The following is an 18,360-nucleotide window of genomic DNA, read 5'->3' on the forward strand; positions in this document are numbered from 1 at the left end:
AGTGAAATTTAAATTTAACCCAATCGCGATATTGTATATATTGTTAGTGTATTTAGAATTAGCTACAGATAGACAACATCTGTATCCTGTAACATACATGACAAAATATTATATTGGTATTTTGATTATTGTATTATTCATTTTATTATTAGTAAGTCTCGGAAAGGTTATTTTTGTTAATAAAAAATTATTATATCTTGCTAAGATATTAGCTATGCCAACAATTGTTCTCTTCTTTTACTCAGTTTTATTACATCTAATGAATCCAGTTCAATTTAGTGGGTATTTTAGTAGATTGTCAAGTATGACTATTTTTGGCTTATTAGCTATCTTTCAAGCTATGGTTGTTTTTCAATTTTTTGGACAAAAAGTAGTAGATTACACTTTTACAGCAATATCACTTAGTTACTTAACTAGTATCATTGTTGCCTATAGTCAAGGAGGACTTAGTCAATTTATTTTGATGTTAACAGATGTTAGTTTCAATGGTTCGGTGCTAGAAATGCATGAGGTAGCACCAATTACAGCTCTCTTTATTCTGTACTATCTGTATCAATATTTTATAAAAGAAAATAGTTTTTCTGCAGTATTTCGTAAGATCTTAATAGCTCTTATTATTCTCTTTTTAAGTCTTAAACGAATCGTATTTTTGAGTGTGTTAATTATCATACCAGTATTTTTAGTAATTTATTGGTATTATAAAAAAGTGAGCAAACTAGGGAAAGAACGAAAAATTTTAAGTTTATTAAATGCCTTTTCCTTAGTATTTATAACAGGAATATTCCTTTATGTTTATAGTATTAAATCTGGTTTTATATATACATTTATCCAAGAACATAATATCAATTCGATGGCTAGAACAGATTTATGGAAGGGAATTGAATCAACCTATAGCTTTACACCTATATTTATGGGGAGAGGGGTAGGTTTTGCATCAAAATGGATGGATAATAATTGGATGACTTTAAATATCAATGGTCTTACAGGATCAATGGGGATTCATAATGATATTTTGAAATCTTACATTGAGATAGGATTTGTAGGATTATCTATTTATTTTTATACTCTCCTTTATAGAAATGCTAAACGCATATTTGTAAAAATTGGTCATAAAGAATCATTCATATATTTTGTCTTGACAATGTTTCAGATGCTGATATGGTTTACGGACAATATTTCGATTTATCATAATTTTTTATGGATTCTAAACCTACTGCTCTTTTCTTTAACTAATTCGGATACAGAATTGGAAAATTTAGATTTTAAAAATTTTTAATGTGTAAGTAGTAACTACTAATTTTATTAAAAAATCAGAATATAGGTGTATTTATGAAGACAGATGCGAGGATTAAAAAGAGAGAGAATGAAACGTTATATATTCTAAAAGTTTGGGCAACATTTAGTGTGATTGCTATACATTTTGGTTTTTTGGGCCAAATTGGAGTGTTTTACAAAGTATTAGCTCGATTTGCTGTACCTTTATTTTTCATGATTTCAGGATTTCTAACTCTGATTGAATATACCTTTTTAGGAGCAAATTTTGAACTTTATGTAAGTTCGGTGATAATATCTTGTATGCTTATGGTCTTTTCGATTAAATATCCTCAACTCTGGACGCTAGATTTTGCTGTCAATATTGCTAAAAAAAATGCGACGTTTATTTATATTAGTCATCAATTTGTGATTTTATTATTTAAAACATACGTTAGAGATGGAATTGCTTATAAAATTGGAACTTTCTTGATATTTTTAGCATGTGTTATTATGAGTATTATTTTCAACTATATAGTCGATATAATCAGTCGTTGTTGCATAAAAGAAAAACAAAATATAATATGAAATTTTATATAAAAAATTTATTAAAAAAAGTCTTTACATTACCATTGAATTTATTGCCTATTCAGTCTAATAAAATAGTGTTTGATAATTTTGGTGGTAGAGGTTTGGGAGATAATCCCAAGTATATACTTGAAGAACTTGTCTCTCGAGAAAATAATCTAGATCTTGTATGGATATCAAAAGATAGAGAAATTTCTGTCCCAAAAGGTGTTCGTGTAGAAAAATATGGAAGTTATCGTTCTTTCTACGAATGGTTAACAGCTAGAGTTTGGGTAGATAATATTCGTTGTTCTGATCGACCTTGGAAGCGTAAAGGACAGATTTATCTTCAAACTTGGCATGGCTCAGATGGGGTAAAGTTAATTGAAAAAAGTGTTGCAGAGAGCCTAAAAAAAACTTATCTCAGAATGGCGAAGTATGATGGAAAGATTACAGACGGTATCGTATCAAGTCGGTACTTGCAAACTTTGGGTATGCAAAATAATTTTTGGCTGACAGAGGATGTGGAGTTTCTTGAATTTGGATTACCTCGAAATGATGATTTTTTTAAAAGTGAAAAAATCAAAACTACAAACATAAAATTTAGAAGATTGTTTGATATTGATTTAGACGAACTGGTGGTTTTGTATATGCCGACGTTCAGAGATGATGGATCGTTGGATGCTTATAATTTAGATTACTCGAAACTAATACATGCTTTTCAAAACAAATTTAGAAAAAATGTAAAAATATTAGTTCGTTTTCACCCAACTGTTGATTTTAGTTTTATAAATTTACAGGATACAAACTGTATAAATGTGTCAACCTACTCAAATCCTCAGGATTTGATGATGAGTGCAGATGTAATGATTACGGATTATTCGTCATCTTCGATTGATTTTATGTTATTAAATCGTCCAGTGTTTCTGTATTTACCAGATTATCAAAGGTATGTGAACGATAGACCCCTGGATAATAATTTTTATAAATTACCATTTCCAAGAGCGTATCATAACAATGAGTTGATAGAAATTATTAGAGATTTTGAAAGAAGTAAATATGATGAAAAAGTTCGTCTTTATGAATTAGAAGATGTTCGTTTTGATAGAGGCAAATCCTCTGTAATGTGTGCTGATTGGATTGAAGAAAAAATAAAAAACAATAGGGTCGTCGATTAAAATAATTAGAATTTTTTGAATGATAAAAAAGGAGTTCCTGGAATGAAAAGAGTTATAACATACGGAACATTTGATTTATTGCATTATGGTCATATAAATCTTTTAAAACGAGCTAAACAACTAGGTGATTATTTGATTGTAGTTGTTTCAAGTGATGAGTTTAATTTAAAAGAAAAGAATAAAGTATGTTACTTTAATTATGAACATAGAAAAAATATAGTAGAAGCTATTCGATATGTCGATTTAGTGATTCCTGAAACTAGTTGGGAACAGAAAAAGTTAGATGTTAAAGAGTACCATATTGATACTTTTGTAATGGGTGATGATTGGAAAGGTAAATTTGATTATCTTGAAGAAGAAGGTGTTGAAGTAGTTTATTTGCCTAGAACAAAAGAAATATCAACGACAAAGATAAAAGAAGATCTGTCAGAATGAAATATTATTAAACAACGCTGATATAAAAATTATAGCTTTTGTATTGAATTTCTTATAGTAGAGGGGATCGCTATCCTATCGGATTATGGCTTGTTTTTGCGCCTTATGTTTGATAGAATAAAGTAACGACACTTTAACCATCGAAGTGAGGTGAGAACAATGGCAGTAATTTTTAAAAATTTGCTTATTGAAGAGAAGACTGAAGAAGAAAAACAACATATTCTACCTATTATAAATGGTGAGTATGACTTATCTGATGATGTAAGTTGTAGATTACGATGACTGAATGAGGAAAGTAAACGCTTGGAAGTGTTTGTTAAGGAGACGAACCCACTTGTCTAGTTCGTATTCTGTTAATGAATTGAAATCAATAAGTATCTTATTGTCATTTTTTTACGATGAGGAAATTAGAGATTTTTAATGGATCTCTGATTACTATGTAATTTAGCATTGAAAAACTAAGAAATGGTGAAATTATGCCTCTTACACAGTTATTTGAAACATCCTTAGGAATTGATTTTTAATTGTATGTAAACAAAGTAGAATTCGCTTATTTCATTTCATGCTAAATGTAATATGAAATAAGTGAATTTTTATAGATAAAGAAGAGTTTTTCTGTATTTTTTAGATAATAATATGAAAAAATGTGATGATTGTTTTTCTTTTAGAGCAGTACACAATTAATAGTAATTGACTCTAAAACAACAAAGAAAGGTACCCCTTTTATGAAAGGTATTATTCTAGCAGGTGGCTCGGGGACACGTTTATATCCTTTGACCCGAGCTGCATCAAAACAACTTATGCCGGTTTATGATAAACCAATGATTTACTACCCACTTTCAACATTGATGTTGGCTGGGATTAGGGATATTTTGATTATCTCAACTCCACAGGATTTACATCGATTCAAAGAGCTTCTTCAAGACGGATCTGAGTTTGGGATCAAACTTTCTTATGCAGAGCAACCAAGTCCAGATGGTTTGGCACAAGCATTTATCATTGGGGAAGAGTTTATTGGTGATGATAGCGTTGCGCTAATCTTAGGTGACAATATCTACCATGGGCCTGGTCTTTCTAAGATGCTACAAAAGGCAGCAAGTAAGGAGTCGGGAGCAACTGTTTTTGGCTACCATGTGAAGGATCCAGAGCGCTTTGGTGTAGTTGAGTTTGACAAGGATATGAACGCTATTTCTATAGAAGAAAAGCCAGAAAACCCTCGTTCAAACTATGCAGTTACAGGACTCTATTTTTATGATAATGATGTAGTTGAAATTGCTAAGAGTATTAAACCAAGTCCTCGTGGTGAACTGGAAATTACAGATGTAAATAAGGCTTACCTAGATCGTGGAGATTTATCCGTTGAGGTTATGGGACGTGGCTTTGCTTGGCTAGATACTGGAACTCATGAAAGTTTACTAGAGGCTTCACAGTATATCGAAACAGTTCAACGTATGCAAAATGTTCAGGTAGCAAACTTGGAAGAAATTGCTTACCGCATGGGCTATATCAGTCGCGAAGATGTGTTGGCCTTAGCCCAACCACTTAAGAAAAATGAATACGGGCAGTATCTGCTCCGTTTGATAGGAGAAGCATAGATGACAGATAAATTTTTCGGCAAGACACTTGCAGCACACAAGGTTGATGCAATCCCAGGTATGCTGGAGTTTGATATCCCTGTGCATGGAGACAACCGTGGCTGGTTTAAAGAAAATTTCCAAAAGGAAAAAATGCTGCCACTTGGATTTCCAGAGTCTTTCTTTGCAGAAGGAAAATTGCAAAACAATGTATCCTTCTCACGCAAAAATGTTCTCCGTGGCTTGCATGCAGAACCATGGGATAAGTACATCTCTGTAGCAGATGGAGGGAAAGTTCTGGGTTCTTGGGTTGATCTACGTGAAGGAGAAACCTTCGGAAATACCTATCAGACAGTTATTGATGCTAGCAAGGGAATTTTTGTTCCTAGAGGCGTGGCCAATGGTTTTCAAGTCCTATCAGATACAGTTTCTTATAGTTATCTGGTCAATGACTACTGGGCTCTTGAACTCAAACCCAAGTATGCCTTTGTGAACTATGCTGATCCAAGCCTTGGCATTGAATGGGAAAATCTTGCAGAAGCAGAGGTTTCAGATGCAGATAAAAATCATCCACTACTTAAGGATGTAAAACCTTTGAAAAAAGAAGATTTGTAAAAAGGAAAGAATATGACTAAATACAAAAAAATTATCGTGACAGGTGGAGCTGGTTTTATCGGTTCTAACTTTGTCCACTATGTTTACGAGAACTTTCCAGATGTTCACGTAACAGTATTAGACAAGTTGACTTATGCTGGGAACCGTTCTAATATTGAGGAAATTTTGGGTGATCGTGTTGAGTTAGTTGTTGGTGACATTGCGGATGCAGAGTTGGTAGACAAGTTGGTTGCTCAAGCAGATGCTATCGTTCATTATGCGGCGGAAAGCCACAATGATAATTCACTCAATGATCCATCACCATTTATCCATACAAATTTCATCGGAACCTATACTCTGTTAGAAGCAGCACGTAAATACGATCTTCGTTTCCACCATGTATCTACAGACGAGGTTTATGGTGATCTCCCTCTACGCGAGGATTTGCCAGGTCATGGTGAAGGACCAGGTGAGAAATTTACTGCTGAAACAAAATACAACCCAAGTTCTCCGTACTCATCAACCAAGGCTGCTTCAGACTTGATTGTCAAAGCCTGGGTACGATCATTTGGTGTCAAGGCAACGATTTCCAACTGTTCAAATAACTACGGTCCTTATCAACACATTGAAAAATTCATCCCACGTCAGATTACCAACATTCTAAGTGGAATCAAGCCAAAACTTTACGGTGAAGGTAAGAACGTTCGTGACTGGATTCATACTAATGATCATTCTTCAGGTGTTTGGACAATCTTGACAAAAGGGAAAATTGGTGAAACCTACTTGATTGGGGCTGATGGCGAGAAGAACAACAAGGAAGTTTTGGAACTCATCCTTAAGGAAATGGGACAACCTGTTGACGCTTATGATCATGTAACTGACCGTGCAGGGCATGATCTTCGCTATGCGATTGATGCAAGCAAGCTCCGTGATGAGTTGGGGTGGAAACCTGAATTTACCAACTTTGAAGCAGGACTCAAAGAAACTATCAAATGGTACATGGATAACCAAGAATGGTGGCAAGCAGAGAAAGAAGCTGTTGAAGCCAATTATGCTAAGACTCAGGAGATTATTACATTATAAAAAGCAGGAAATAACTGCTTTTTATTGCTATATTGGGAAGAGTTGTTAATCGATTGAAAGGGAAAAAGTATATGAAGTTGAAGAAAAAACGTATTCGAAATTCGGCAAAAGCAAAGATGAAATCAATAGAAAAAGCGATAAAGATTGGTATGGATAATTTGTACAGTAATGTGAGTTATCTTCTACAGGAGTTAGAGCTAAAAAACGATGCCTCATCTGAGTATGTCATTTTAAAAAGCAAAGATGATATTTTAGAAGAGATGGACAAACTCAAAAAAGATATTATTTTTCTTTCTAAAGGAGTCAATATAAATTTCATTATACCTATACTTCTCAAAGCTCTAGATAAAATTTATTTTGATGATAATTGGAAACATTTGAAAGATAAGGGTATCGCATTAAAAAATCTGATTGCTATTATATGGTCGGAGGGAGACAAAACTCTTTTAAGCAATACTTGTGTACTAGAGAGATCTTTTTTTGTTTTATTAAAAAAGATGATTAAGTATTCAAAACTTGTTCACTATCAGTGGTTATTTTCAGGTGAGAAAAATGATTTGCAAATAGTTCTTTATTTATCTGAAATGGAGGTAGAATTGGACGAAACTTCTAGAAAATTTTTACAGAATAACTATATCTTTCCAGAAGTTACATATGGTGATGGACAAAGGTCTACAGGAATAAATAATAATTTATTTTTTGATGATCCTGGAAAATACATCGATTCTATAAATAAAATATTCGATGGAGCAGAACCAAATAATATTGATTATTTTAAAGGAACTTTTTTTGAACATTTCAAAGGAGTTGATGATACTAGATATACAAATTTTTGGAAGGGGTTCAAAATAAGATTGAATTTGTTTACTAATTCCTTTGTCCAGCAACAAAATAATGGTGGGATATTTTACTTAAGTATGAGTGAATTTGAGAGAATTACTTCTCAGTACACTTATGATTCAAACTTTAAAAATAATTTAATGTTAACTAGAGATTTTATAGATATTGACTATTTAGGAAATCCAAATAAAATTGTCTCAAGACCTTTAATCCCATTATTTAATGAGAAATATTGTTTTATATCATGTTATAATATGTTTGATTCTCTTAATAATTATATTGAATCATTTATTTTTAAAATGAATACAACAGGAACAATACCTGAAAAAGATGAGGAGTTATTTCAGATTATATATTCAAAACCATTTGAAATAGAAGTTATTAAATTATTGTGTAATTCTGGGTATCAATCTGGTAGTGTTACTAACAGCGGAGCTTGGCAAATATATACAGAAACAGGATTAGTGACTAAAGAAATTGCGAATGATGATTTTCGAAATCAAAATACAGGAGAAATTGATTGTTTAGCAATAAGTGAAGCTAAACGAATTATCTATGTTATTGAGTGTAAAGTATTACAGCTTCCATCAGATTTTTTGTCATATAGAAATAGAATAACTCACCTCCATGGAAAGTATAGAGAACAACTTCAGAAAAAAGTAGATTTTGTGAAAAGTAAATATAAAGATTATTCTATTAGGCCTATTCTTTTATTAGATAAAGGCTTTACAACAATTAGACAGTATCCTAATAATTCAGATAATTTGAGAATTTTGACGTTAAATTTATTAAAAGAAGAATTATAATAAATTTAGTAAATTTTATAACTTATTATAAAGGGAATAGTAGAACCTGCCTATGATCAGGTTACTGACCGTGGAGACCATGAACTCCGCTATGCGATTGACGCAAGCAAGCTCCGTGATGAGTTGGTGTGGAAACCTGAATTTACCAACTTTGAAGCTGGGCTAAAGGAAATAATCAAGTGGTATACAGATAAGCAAGAATGGTGGAAAGTAGGGAAAGAAGCTGTTGAAGCCAATTATGCTAAGAATCAGTAGATTATTAAATTATAAAAAGCTGGAAATAGCTACTTTTTATTGCTATATTGAGAAGAGTTACAAATTAGAAAGGTATAGAGATGATTTTAATTACAGGATCAAAAGGTCAGTTAGGAACTGAACTTCGTTATTTATTGGATGAGCGTAATGAAGAATACGTAGCAGTAGATGTGGATGAGATGGACATTACCAATGCAGAGATGGTTGAGAAAGTTTTTGAAGAGGTGAAACCGACTTTAGTCTACCATTGTGCAGCCTACACCGCTGTTGATGCAGCAGAGGATGAAGGGAAAGAATTGGACTTCGCCATCAATGTGACGGGGACAGAGAATGTCGCAAAAGCATCTGAAAAGCATGGTGCAACTCTAGTTTATATTTCTACCGACTATGTCTTTGATGGTAGAAAACCAGTTGGACAAGAGTGGGAAGTTGATGACCGACCAGATCCACAGACAGAATATGGACGCACTAAGCGTATGGGAGAAGAGTTAGTTGAGAAGCATGTGTCTAATTTCTATATTATCCGTACTGCCTGGGTATTTGGAAATTATGGCAAAAATTTCGTTTTTACCATGCAAAATCTTGCGAAAAATCATAAGACTTTAACAGTTGTAAATGACCAGCACGGTCGTCCGACTTGGACTCGTACCTTGGCTGAGTTCATGACCTACCTGGCTGAAAACCGCAAGGAATTTGGTTATTATCATTTGTCAAATGATGCTACAGAAGACACAACTTGGTATGATTTTGCAGTTGAAATTTTGAAAGATACAGATGTGGAAATCAAGCCAGTAGATTCAAGTCAATTTCCAGCAAAAGCTAAACGTCCGTTAAACTCAACAATGAGCCTTTCTAAAGCTAAAGCTACTGGATTTGTCATTCCAACTTGGCAAGATGCCTTGAAAGAATTTTACAAACAAGAAGTAAGATAAGCAATAGAATGATTTTTCTAGTCTAATAAAAGAGAATGACAAAAAATTATTATTAGAAACAGATAAAAGAAATATAGAACTAACTCTAACAATAATCGGGTATGCATAGTGTAGATAACGAAATAGTTAGAGAGTTAAATGAATGGTTAGAAGACTTTACAAGAGAGAACAAAATAAGGTTAATCGATATAAACAAAGAATTTTCTGAAGATTATCATTTGAAATATGAATATACAAGTGAGGGATTGCATTATAATGATGAAGGTTTATTAGTACTTAGAAATTATATGAATGAGAAAAATATTAATTTACTGTAGAGGTAAGAATAACATGAAATTAGTTTTGACTGTTTGTTAATATTAAATTATATTATTTGTTTTATAAGATTTATATGGAGTTAAGAATAGTATGATAAAATATTTTTTAAAAGCATTAGAATTTAATATGATTAAGAAGAAAAGATTAGATTTAAAAAATTCTGACTTTACGATCATAAGCTCTAACTGTCTTGGAGGTGTAATAAGTCATAAATTAGGACTTAAGTTTATGTCTCCAACAGTAAACTTGTTTATAGAACCCAGCTCATTTGTTAAGTTTTGTAAGAATTTACCTTTCTATTTTGAACAACCACTAGTGGAGAAACAATGGGCAGGTAGTTATCCTATCGCTTTATGTAATGATATAGAGATACATGGATCACATTATAGAAATTTTTCAGAATTGAAAGATAAATGGAATGAAAGAAAGAGAAGGGTAAACTTCGACAATCTATTTATTTTCATGATAGAGCGGGATGGATGTACATATGAAGATATATTGGAATTTGATAATTTATCCTATAAAAATAAAGTTGTGTTCGTAAGTAAGGAGATGCCAGAAATAAAATCTGCCATACATATTCCAAAAACTAATGAAACAATTAATGGTAAAATACAAGTGAAAAATCTACTAGGATATAGAAATAAACTAGTAGGAAAAAGAGATATTGATCTTTTTGATTATATAAAATTCTTTAATGAAGGAATAATACAACTAAATAGAAAATAAGGATATTTTTGAAATAAAATATTATCTAATGGCCTAAAAAATAATCAGTAAAAGAATTTTAATGGCGAGGAGTATATGTACGATTATCTTGTTGTTGGTGCTGGTCTTTTTGGTGCAGTTTTTGCCCATGAATCAGCCTTAAAAGGAAAAAAAGTAAAAGTCATTGAAAAACGAAATCATATCGCGGGTAATATCTATACTCGTGAAGAGGAAGGAATTCAAGTTCATCAATATGGTGCTCATATATTCCATACTTCGGATAAGGAAATCTGGGATTATGTAAATCAGTTTGCAGAGTTTAACCGTTACACAAACTCCCCAGTTGCAAATTATAAGGGAGAGATTTATAACCTTCCTTTCAATATGAATACTTTCAATAAACTTTGGGGAGTTGTAACGCCAGCAGAAGCACAAGCTAAGATTGATGAGCAACGTGCGGTTTTAAATGGTAAAACTCCTGAAAATTTGGAAGAACAGGCGATATCTCTTGTAGGTACAGACATCTACGAAAAATTAATCAAGGACTATACAGAGAAACAGTGGGGCAAGCCAACTACGGAACTTCCAGCCTTTATCATTCGCCGTTTGCCAGTACGCCTGACCTATGATAACAACTATTTTAACGATACCTATCAAGGAATTCCAATTGGTGGTTATACTCAGATAGTTGAAAAAATGTTGGATCATGAAAACATTGATGTAGAAACAAATGTTGATTTCTTTGCGAATAAAGAGCAATATATGAAGGACTTCCCTAAGATTGTCTTTACCGGTATGATTGATGAATTCTTCGATTATAAGTTGGGTGAACTAGAGTATCGTAGTCTTCGTTTTGAAAATGAGACCCTGGATATGGAAAATTACCAAGGAAATGCAGTTGTGAACTATACGGATGCTGATACCCCATATACTCGCATTATTGAACACAAACATTTTGAGTTTGGGAGTCAAGCAAAGACTATCATTACTAAAGAACATTCCAAAACATGGGAAAAAGGTGATGAGCCTTATTATCCAGTTAATAATGATCGTAATAATCATTTGTATAAATCGTATAAAAAATTGGCCGATGAGCAAGGGAATGTTATCTTTGGTGGTCGTTTAGGACACTATCGTTATTACGATATGCACCAAGTAATTGGAGCAGCTTTACAGTGTGTAAGAAATGAGTTAGATTAAATAAGTAAAATTGATCACCAGTTCTCATTTATAAAAGTATTAAAAATTCCTTGACTATGTGATGTAGTTGAGGGATTTTTGATAATATTCATATTTTTGCAAAGTTTTTGTTTAAAAAATAATTTTCTAAAATTCAGAAAATTATATTGACAGGACTTTAAAAAGGGTCTATAATGGATAGAAAAACAAAGGAGAAGACTATGAAAACAAGAAAAGTATTGGCTCTTGCGGGAGTCACTTTATTAGCAGCGGGTGTCTTAGCGGCTTGTTCTGGTGGTTCAGCTACTAAAGGTGAGCAGACCTTTGCATTTACCTACGAGACAGATCCAGATAATCTTAACTATTTAACAACCAGTAAGGCAGCTACTTCAAACATTACTAGTAATGTCATTGATGGATTACTTGAAAATGACCGCTATGGGAATCTTATTCCCTCTATGGCAGAAGACTGGTCAGTTTCTAAGGATGGCTTGACTTATACTTATAAGATTCGTCAGGATGCCAAGTGGTATACTGCAGAAGGTGAAGAGTATGCTCCTGTTAAGGCACAGGACTTTGTGACAGGTCTTAAATATGCAACAGATAAGAAATCACAAGCCCTTTACTTGGTACAAGATTCAATCAAAGGTCTAGATGCCTATGCAAAAGGTGAGACCACAGACTTTGCTCAAGTCGGGATTAAAGCCCTTGACGATCAAACAGTCCAATACACCTTGAACAAACCTGAAACTTTTTGGAATTCTAAAACAACTATGGGTGTACTTGCGCCAGTCAATGAAGAGTTTTTGAACTCAAAAGGGGATGATTTTGCCAAAGCTACGGATCCAAGCAGTATCTTGTATAATGGTCCTTATTTGTTAAAATCTCTTGTGGCTAAATCTTCCGTTGAATTTGCGAAAAATCCTAACTACTGGGATAAGGACAATGTTCATGTTGACAAGATTAAATTGTCATTCTGGGATGGTCAAGATACCAGCAAACCAGCAGAAAACTTTAAGGATGGAAGCTTTACAGCAGCTCGTCTCTATCCAACAAGTGCAAGTTTCGCAGAGCTTGAGAAGAGTATGAAAGACAATATTGTCTATACTCAACAAGACTCGACTACGTATCTAGTAGGAACAAATATTGATCGTCAGTCCTATAAATATACTTCTAAGACTAGCGACGAACAAAAGACATCTACTAAAAAGGCTCTCTTAAACAAGGATTTCCGTCAGGCTATTGCCTTTGGTTTTGATCGTACAGCATATGCTTCACAAGTGAACGGTGCCAGTGGTGCAAGCAAAATCTTGCGTAATCTCTTTGTGCCACCAACATTTGTTCAAGCAGATGGGAAAAACTTTGGCGATATGGTCAAAGAAAAATTAGTAACCTATGGGGAAGAATGGAAGGATGTTAATCTGGCTGATGCACAAGATGGTCTCTACAATCCAGAAAAAGCCAAGGCCGAATTTGCCAAGGCTAAGTCAGCTTTACAGGCAGAAGGCGTGACCTTCCCAATTCATTTGGATATGCCAGTTGACCAGACAGCAACTACAAAAGTTCAACGTGTTCAATCTTTCAAACAATCGGTTGAAGAAACCTTGGGTACAGATAATGTCGTAATTGATATTCAACAACTACAAAAAGATGAAGTCTTGAATATTACCTACTTTGCTGAAACAGCAGCTGGGGAAGATTGGGATATTTCAGATAATGTTGGTTGGTCTCCAGACTTTGCGGATCCATCAACTTATCTCGATATTATCAAACCATCAGTTGGTGAAAACACTAAAACCTACCTTGGCTTCGATTCTGGTACAGATAATGCTGCAGCTAAAACTGTAGGTCTAAACGACTATGAGAAATTAGTAACTGAAGCTGGAAATGAGACAACAGATGTAGTAAAACGATATGATAAATATGCTACAGCCCAAGCTTGGTTGACAGATAGTGCCTTGATTATCCCAACAACAACACTTACTGGTCGCCCAATTTTGTCTAAGATGGTACCATTTACGATGCCGTTTGCCTTCTCTGGTAACAAGGGGACAAGTGATCCACTCCTATACAAATACTTGGAACTTCAAGATAAGGCAGTCACTGTAGATGAATACCAAAAAGCCCAAGATAAATGGATGAAAGAAAAAGAAGAATCCAATAAAAAAGCGCAAGAAGACCTTGCAAAACATGTAAAATAAAGGTAAAGGAGTTGGTTTGTAGCCGACTCCTTTTATATTCTTCGAAAATCTCTTCAAACCACGTCAGTTCTATCTGATGACTTCAAATCCGTGCTTAGAGTTGCTTGTGGCTAACTTTCCTAGTTCGCTCTTTGATTTTTATTGAGTATTAGCTATCTTGTAGTAAAAAAAATCCTGAGAATTTCTAACTCTCAGGATTTTTTGTGTTTACTGTTGTGGTTGTTGAAATTGAGGGGCCTGTGGTTGTTGTTGGATTTGTTGGCCAGACTGTCCCTGATTTGGATTCGTTGGAGCAGGATTATTTGATTGTTGACCAGGAGTAGGTGTTACTTGTGTACTTGTATTTTCATTTGTGGTAGAGGGATTCTCTACTTCTGATTGTGTTTGTTGTGTATCAGGAGTACTCCATGTATTTCTTGCTCCGTTTAGGAATACGAACTGCCCGTTTCTATATAGTCCCTCAGGCATTGTCCAATCTCCAGGATGGTTATTTTGAGTAAGGTAGCTCATCATGCTACGATAAACTCTAGCAGCAACTGTGAGACCATCACCTACAATAGGAGTGAGACGGTTGCTATAACCTGTCCAAACGGCCATTGAATACTTACGAGTATAACCGACAAACAGTTCATCTGGTGCTACAAGTTGATTCGACTTGATATGATTTTCGATTTCTTCATCTGTGTAGTTAGAAGTACCTGTTTTACCTGCTTGAGGAATTCCAGGCAGATAGGCGTTGTAACCTGTTCCAGATGTCAAGACTGTTTTCATCATTTCTGTCATCATGTAGGCAGTAGACTCTTTCATAGCTCTTGTACCAGCGTCAGAAAATTCTTTTTCACTACCATCACTAAAGACGATTTTATTGATGTACATTGGTTTGTGGTAAATACCGCCATTTGCGAATGCAGCGTAGGCTGCAGCCATTTTTTCACTGCTTGCCCCGTATTGTTTACTAGATTCAGTTGTATTACTTGAAATAGCATTTGAATAGTGTATTACAGGATAGTCAATTCCTAAACCATTTAGGAAGTTTTTAGCTCTGTCTAAACCAACCTTGTTTAGTGTCTCAACGGCAGGTACGTTACGAGATTGTTGAAGGGCATATTGCAGAGTAATATTACCAAAATATGCTCGATCCCAGTTGTAAACAGGGGTACTTGTACCAGGATAGTTATAAGGAATATCGTGGACAGTAGTTGCAGTTGAATCGTATACACCGTATTCTAAGGCTGGGGCATAATCAGTGATTGGTTTCATGGTTGATCCCCAGTCACGGTTGGTTTCCACAGCTTGGTTGGTACCAAATGAAACGTTACTTGCTTGGTGACGTGCTCCAAGTTGAGCGATGACTTTACCATTGGAAGTATCTACGATAGTTGAGGCTACTTGAAGGTCATCATCTGGATAAGAGACATACTCATCTGTATTGTAAATATCCCAAAGTCGTTGTTGAATTCCCTTGTCTACATTTGTGTAGACTTCCATCCCAGTAGTAAGAAGATTATATCCAGTTTCGTGCTCTACTTGTTCAATAACCTCTTTTAGATAGTTATCCATATATGCTGGATAAGTAGCAGCCGACTTAAGACTTTGTAAACCATCAGTGATAGGTGTGTTGACGGCTTTTTCATATTGCTCAGCACTAATGTAATCTTGCCCTCTCATTTCTGAAAGAACTAAATTACGACGGTCTAGTGCTGCTTCCGGATGAGAGTAAGGATCGTATTGGTTAGGTGCCTGAGGCATACCTGCTAGCAAAGCTAATTGAGGTAAAGATAAATCCTTTAGATCTTTTCCATAGTAATTTTGGGCTGCTGTCTGCATTCCATAATTACCATTTGACATATAGACCTTATTGATGTAGTAGGTAAGAATTTCCTGTTTGGTAGCTTTTTGTTCCAATTGGATAGCTAGCCAAGCCTCTTGTGCTTTTCGGGAGATGTTTTGATCCGAAGTTGATGTTGAGAAATAGGTCAACTTAATCAACTGCTGGGTTAGGGTTGATCCCCCCTGTAAAGAATTACTTTGTAAGTTACGTAAGAATGCCCCCATAATCCGAATCGTATCGATCCCTCTGTGGTCAAAGAAGCGATGGTCCTCGATAGACACGATGGCTTTGACTAAATCAGTAGGAATTTCGCTGGCCTGAGCGTTTACTCGGCGTTCAGAGCCCAGATCGGCAATGAGTTCGTTATTATTGTCATAAATCTTGCTAGAAGTTGTTGCAACTAATTTACTATCTGATAGGGCTGGAGCTTTACTCACAAAATAGAGGAAAACACCCCCGCCCAATAGAAATAATGCGATAAAGAGAGTTAGGAAAAAGATTCCAATATACTTTAATATTCGCATAAGAATGTATTTATTCATCTTGTTTACCACCTAGTAAATGTTCTTTGATAACATCGAGATAGGGAATTTGTGGGAATACCCCTAGTTTTATCTGGTAACCGTATTCTCGTATGTATCCAAGTGGCATTGATTTTTGTCCCTTATCTTGATGATAGAAGCGAATCAAATCGAATGCCGGCAATAAGTAGGTTTCTTGCTGGGAAGAAAAGTGAAGAAGGACAAAGCAGATTCCTTGTTGGGCAAGGACTTGTTCCATATGCTGAATCTGATGTGGATGGAAATTTTTCATCGGAATCGCACGTTTTTGTTTTGTTTCCTTAGCTTCAAAGTCGATGTAATATCCATTATAAACGCCAGAATAGTCTGTCGTTGAAGCTTGTCGAAAATAGGCTTCAACAATCTTGGCACGACTTCGTTGTGGATAGTCCACTCGTACGATTTGAATAGGAGTTGGTTTCTTGTGTATAACTGCCAATCCCTGAGACAAATAGTAGTCGTTGGTAGCATTGATCATCTTTTCAAAAGACATTCCTCGATTTGCGAAATTTTGGGGTTGAGAAAGAGATGTTTGTCTTTTTTGTGATGAAATTTTATGAGGATAGTTGACCATAATTCTCCTTATTGGTACAATAACATCACTCTATTATATCATAAATTTGCACAGGAAGGGTTAAAAATGACTACAGCTTTGGTTTTAGGCTATTCTGCTTTTGATTTGGGTTTGTTTTCTGACAAGGATCCTCGTCTTAAATTGATTAAAAAAGCGATACGTAAAGATTTAGAAGCTATGGCAGCAGATGGGGTGACTTGGCTTGTATTTACAGGGACTTTGGGCTTTGAATATTGGGTTTTAGAGGTTGCTCAGGAAATGAAGACAGAGTACGGTTTCCAGTTGGCCACCATTTTTGCTTTTGAAACCCATGGGGAAAATTGGAATGAAGGCAATCAGATGAAACTGAGTCGTTTTAAGCAGGTAGACTTTGTCAAATATGCCTATCCTCGCTATGAACACAAGTGGCAGTTAAGAGACTACCAGCAGTTTTTACTGGAAAATACGAATAGTTCTTATCTTTTTTATGATGAGGATAATGAAACGAAATTATCTTATTTTTACCAAAAGATGAAAAATCAAGAGGACTATTTTATAAAGAGATTAACATTTGATCAATTAAATGAACTTGCTGAAAATTTTTCCGAAAATTGAAGCTTTGACCTTGATTTTTGTTTGGCTTTTTTTATATAATAATACTAGCAAGCGAGAATGGAGAGAGACATGGCAGGTATTATTTTTTCAGCGAAAGATATTTTTGAACAAGAGTTTGGGCGTGAAGTCCGTGGGTATAGCAAGGTAGAAGTTGATGAGTTTTTAGACGATGTCATTAAGGATTATGAAACCTATGCTGCCTTGGTCAAGTCACTTCGTCAGGAAATTGCGGATTTGAAGGAAGAATTAGCTCGTAAACCGAAACCTTCACCAGTTCAAGCAGAACCCCTTGAAGCGGCAACTACAAGTTCTATGACGAATTTTGATATTTTGAAACGCTTGAATCGTCTTGAAAAAGAAGTGTTTGGTAAACAAATTTTAGATAACTCAGATTTCTAAGTAGTTATTTGAGATGTGCAATTTTTGGATAATCGCGTGAGGAGAGTTGCTTCTCATGAGGAAAGTCCATGCTAGCACAGGCTGTGATGCCTGTAGTGTTTGTGCTAGGCGAAACCATAAGCCTAGGGACGAGAAATCGTTACGGCAGTTGAAATGGCTAAGTCCTTGGATAGGCCAGAGTAGGCTTGAAAGTGCCACAGTGACGGAGTCTTTCTGGAAACGGAGAGAGTGGAACGCGGTAAACCCCTCAAGCTAGCAACCCAAATTTTGGTCGGGGCATGGAGTACGCGGAAACGAACGTAGTATTCTGACTGCTATCAGCTGGAGCTGTTAGTGGTAGACAGATGATTATCGAAGGAAGTGGTCCTAGTCACTTCTGGAACAAAACATGGCTTATAGAAAATTGCATATAGGTTGGGGCTGAGAAATTTTCTCAACCTCATTTTTTAAAGTGGACATATAGAAAGGTCTTGCAAGACTG

At 34.9% G+C, this 18,360-nt stretch carries 17 protein-coding genes, 1 other RNA gene and 1 pseudogene; 17 read left to right on the forward strand and 2 right to left on the reverse strand.

Annotation, left to right across the window (positions count from 1 at the left end):
• Nucleotide 1: 1 nt before the first annotated feature.
• From ACN076_RS03005 to ACN076_RS03070, 14 genes and pseudogenes are all read left to right on the forward strand, one after another.
• Complete coding sequence (locus ACN076_RS03005; RefSeq protein ID WP_101785386.1) at nucleotides 2–1,276, forward strand: O-antigen ligase family protein; 1,275 nt, start codon at nucleotides 2–4, stop codon at nucleotides 1,274–1,276.
• Nucleotides 1,277–1,329: 53 nt separating this feature from the next.
• Nucleotides 1,330–1,839, forward strand: a complete 510-nt coding sequence (locus ACN076_RS03010; RefSeq protein WP_033680700.1) for a hypothetical protein — start codon at nucleotides 1,330–1,332, stop codon at nucleotides 1,837–1,839.
• Nucleotides 1,836–2,996: a CDP-glycerol glycerophosphotransferase family protein gene (locus tag ACN076_RS03015; protein WP_033680699.1), complete on the forward strand. Its 1,161-nt coding sequence runs from the start codon at nucleotides 1,836–1,838 to the stop codon at nucleotides 2,994–2,996. Before ACN076_RS03010 ends, ACN076_RS03015 begins: the two co-directional genes overlap by 4 nt.
• Nucleotides 2,997–3,038: 42 nt before the next feature.
• Nucleotides 3,039–3,431: a glycerol-3-phosphate cytidylyltransferase gene (tagD, locus tag ACN076_RS03020; RefSeq protein ID WP_420790096.1), complete on the forward strand. Its 393-nt coding sequence runs from the start codon at nucleotides 3,039–3,041 to the stop codon at nucleotides 3,429–3,431.
• A 159-nt stretch (nucleotides 3,432–3,590) separates the two neighbouring features.
• A complete protein-coding gene (locus tag ACN076_RS03025) occupies nucleotides 3,591–3,713 on the forward strand; it encodes a hypothetical protein (protein WP_257960162.1) in 123 nt (40 codons plus the stop codon).
• 443 nt (nucleotides 3,714–4,156) lie between these two features.
• The gene (gene rfbA, locus ACN076_RS03030) at nucleotides 4,157–5,026 is read left to right on the forward strand and encodes a glucose-1-phosphate thymidylyltransferase RfbA (RefSeq protein WP_033680697.1); all 870 of its coding nucleotides are present in this window, start codon (nucleotides 4,157–4,159) and stop codon (nucleotides 5,024–5,026) included.
• On the forward strand, nucleotides 5,027–5,620 hold the full coding sequence (locus ACN076_RS03035; protein WP_420790097.1) for a dTDP-4-dehydrorhamnose 3,5-epimerase family protein: 594 nt from the start codon (nucleotides 5,027–5,029) through the stop codon (nucleotides 5,618–5,620).
• A 12-nt stretch (nucleotides 5,621–5,632) separates the two neighbouring features.
• Nucleotides 5,633–6,682: a dTDP-glucose 4,6-dehydratase gene (gene rfbB, locus ACN076_RS03040; RefSeq protein WP_420790098.1), complete on the forward strand. Its 1,050-nt coding sequence runs from the start codon at nucleotides 5,633–5,635 to the stop codon at nucleotides 6,680–6,682.
• A 71-nt stretch (nucleotides 6,683–6,753) separates the two neighbouring features.
• Nucleotides 6,754–8,328: a hypothetical protein gene (locus tag ACN076_RS03045; protein WP_101781619.1), complete on the forward strand. Its 1,575-nt coding sequence runs from the start codon at nucleotides 6,754–6,756 to the stop codon at nucleotides 8,326–8,328.
• 45 nt (nucleotides 8,329–8,373) lie between these two features.
• Nucleotides 8,374–8,583: pseudogene (locus ACN076_RS03050) on the forward strand (dTDP-glucose 4,6-dehydratase); the annotation flags it as partial.
• An 80-nt stretch (nucleotides 8,584–8,663) separates the two neighbouring features.
• Nucleotides 8,664–9,515 (forward strand): dTDP-4-dehydrorhamnose reductase, encoded by an 852-nt coding sequence (rfbD, locus tag ACN076_RS03055; RefSeq protein WP_033680692.1) that lies wholly within the window; start codon nucleotides 8,664–8,666, stop codon nucleotides 9,513–9,515.
• 408 nt (nucleotides 9,516–9,923) lie between these two features.
• Nucleotides 9,924–10,562, forward strand: a complete 639-nt coding sequence (locus tag ACN076_RS03060; RefSeq protein WP_033680690.1) for a DUF1919 domain-containing protein — start codon at nucleotides 9,924–9,926, stop codon at nucleotides 10,560–10,562.
• Between the two features lie 75 nt (nucleotides 10,563–10,637).
• The gene (glf, locus tag ACN076_RS03065; RefSeq protein WP_101785384.1) at nucleotides 10,638–11,741 is read left to right on the forward strand and encodes a UDP-galactopyranose mutase; all 1,104 of its coding nucleotides are present in this window, start codon (nucleotides 10,638–10,640) and stop codon (nucleotides 11,739–11,741) included.
• Between the two features lie 200 nt (nucleotides 11,742–11,941).
• Nucleotides 11,942–13,921 (forward strand): peptide ABC transporter substrate-binding protein, encoded by a 1,980-nt coding sequence (locus ACN076_RS03070; RefSeq protein ID WP_101785382.1) that lies wholly within the window; start codon nucleotides 11,942–11,944, stop codon nucleotides 13,919–13,921.
• A gap of 207 nt (nucleotides 13,922–14,128) precedes the next feature.
• On the opposite strand, the gene pbp1a is transcribed toward ACN076_RS03070, so the two are convergent.
• Together pbp1a and recU are read right to left on the reverse strand one after the other, a co-directional pair.
• Complete coding sequence (pbp1a, locus tag ACN076_RS03075; protein ID WP_101785381.1) at nucleotides 14,129–16,294, reverse strand: penicillin-binding protein PBP1A; 2,166 nt, start codon at nucleotides 16,292–16,294, stop codon at nucleotides 14,129–14,131.
• Nucleotides 16,287–16,886 (reverse strand): Holliday junction resolvase RecU, encoded by a 600-nt coding sequence (gene recU, locus ACN076_RS03080; RefSeq protein ID WP_420790099.1) that lies wholly within the window; start codon nucleotides 16,884–16,886, stop codon nucleotides 16,287–16,289. Before recU ends, pbp1a begins: the two co-directional genes overlap by 8 nt.
• Nucleotides 16,887–16,952: 66 nt before the next feature.
• On the opposite strand from recU, the gene ACN076_RS03085 reads away from it, so the two are divergent.
• The 3 genes from ACN076_RS03085 (at nucleotide 16,953) to rnpB (ending at nucleotide 18,280) form a co-directional block, all read left to right on the forward strand.
• The gene (locus ACN076_RS03085; protein WP_031227950.1) at nucleotides 16,953–17,480 is read left to right on the forward strand and encodes a DUF1273 domain-containing protein; all 528 of its coding nucleotides are present in this window, start codon (nucleotides 16,953–16,955) and stop codon (nucleotides 17,478–17,480) included.
• Between the two features lie 69 nt (nucleotides 17,481–17,549).
• A complete protein-coding gene (gene gpsB / locus ACN076_RS03090) occupies nucleotides 17,550–17,879 on the forward strand; it encodes a cell division regulator GpsB (RefSeq protein WP_420790100.1) in 330 nt (109 codons plus the stop codon).
• Nucleotides 17,880–17,899: 20 nt separating this feature from the next.
• An RNA gene (rnpB, locus tag ACN076_RS03095) (RNase P RNA component class B) lies at nucleotides 17,900–18,280 on the forward strand.
• Nucleotides 18,281–18,360 lie beyond the last annotated feature (80 nt).

The sequence above is a fragment of the Streptococcus sp. K0074 genome (assembly GCF_048843365.1).
Classification (GTDB): domain Bacteria; phylum Bacillota; class Bacilli; order Lactobacillales; family Streptococcaceae; genus Streptococcus; species Streptococcus mitis_BM.

Coding starts and splice junctions, on each gene's coding strand:
- ACN076_RS03010 (WP_033680700.1), top strand. CDS start 1,330: ATGAAGACAGATGCGAGGATTAAAAAGAGAGAGAATGAAACGTTATAT.
- ACN076_RS03015 (WP_033680699.1), top strand. CDS start 1,836: ATGAAATTTTATATAAAAAATTTATTAAAAAAAGTCTTTACATTACCA.
- tagD (WP_420790096.1), top strand. CDS start 3,039: ATGAAAAGAGTTATAACATACGGAACATTTGATTTATTGCATTATGGT.
- ACN076_RS03025 (WP_257960162.1), top strand. CDS start 3,591: ATGGCAGTAATTTTTAAAAATTTGCTTATTGAAGAGAAGACTGAAGAA.
- rfbA (WP_033680697.1), top strand. CDS start 4,157: ATGAAAGGTATTATTCTAGCAGGTGGCTCGGGGACACGTTTATATCCT.
- ACN076_RS03035 (WP_420790097.1), top strand. CDS start 5,027: ATGACAGATAAATTTTTCGGCAAGACACTTGCAGCACACAAGGTTGAT.
- rfbB (WP_420790098.1), top strand. CDS start 5,633: ATGACTAAATACAAAAAAATTATCGTGACAGGTGGAGCTGGTTTTATC.
- ACN076_RS03045 (WP_101781619.1), top strand. CDS start 6,754: ATGAAGTTGAAGAAAAAACGTATTCGAAATTCGGCAAAAGCAAAGATG.
- rfbD (WP_033680692.1), top strand. CDS start 8,664: ATGATTTTAATTACAGGATCAAAAGGTCAGTTAGGAACTGAACTTCGT.
- ACN076_RS03060 (WP_033680690.1), top strand. CDS start 9,924: ATGATAAAATATTTTTTAAAAGCATTAGAATTTAATATGATTAAGAAG.
- glf (WP_101785384.1), top strand. CDS start 10,638: ATGTACGATTATCTTGTTGTTGGTGCTGGTCTTTTTGGTGCAGTTTTT.
- ACN076_RS03070 (WP_101785382.1), top strand. CDS start 11,942: ATGAAAACAAGAAAAGTATTGGCTCTTGCGGGAGTCACTTTATTAGCA.
- pbp1a (WP_101785381.1), bottom strand. CDS start 16,294: ATGAATAAATACATTCTTATGCGAATATTAAAGTATATTGGAATCTTT.
- recU (WP_420790099.1), bottom strand. CDS start 16,886: ATGGTCAACTATCCTCATAAAATTTCATCACAAAAAAGACAAACATCT.
- ACN076_RS03085 (WP_031227950.1), top strand. CDS start 16,953: ATGACTACAGCTTTGGTTTTAGGCTATTCTGCTTTTGATTTGGGTTTG.
- gpsB (WP_420790100.1), top strand. CDS start 17,550: ATGGCAGGTATTATTTTTTCAGCGAAAGATATTTTTGAACAAGAGTTT.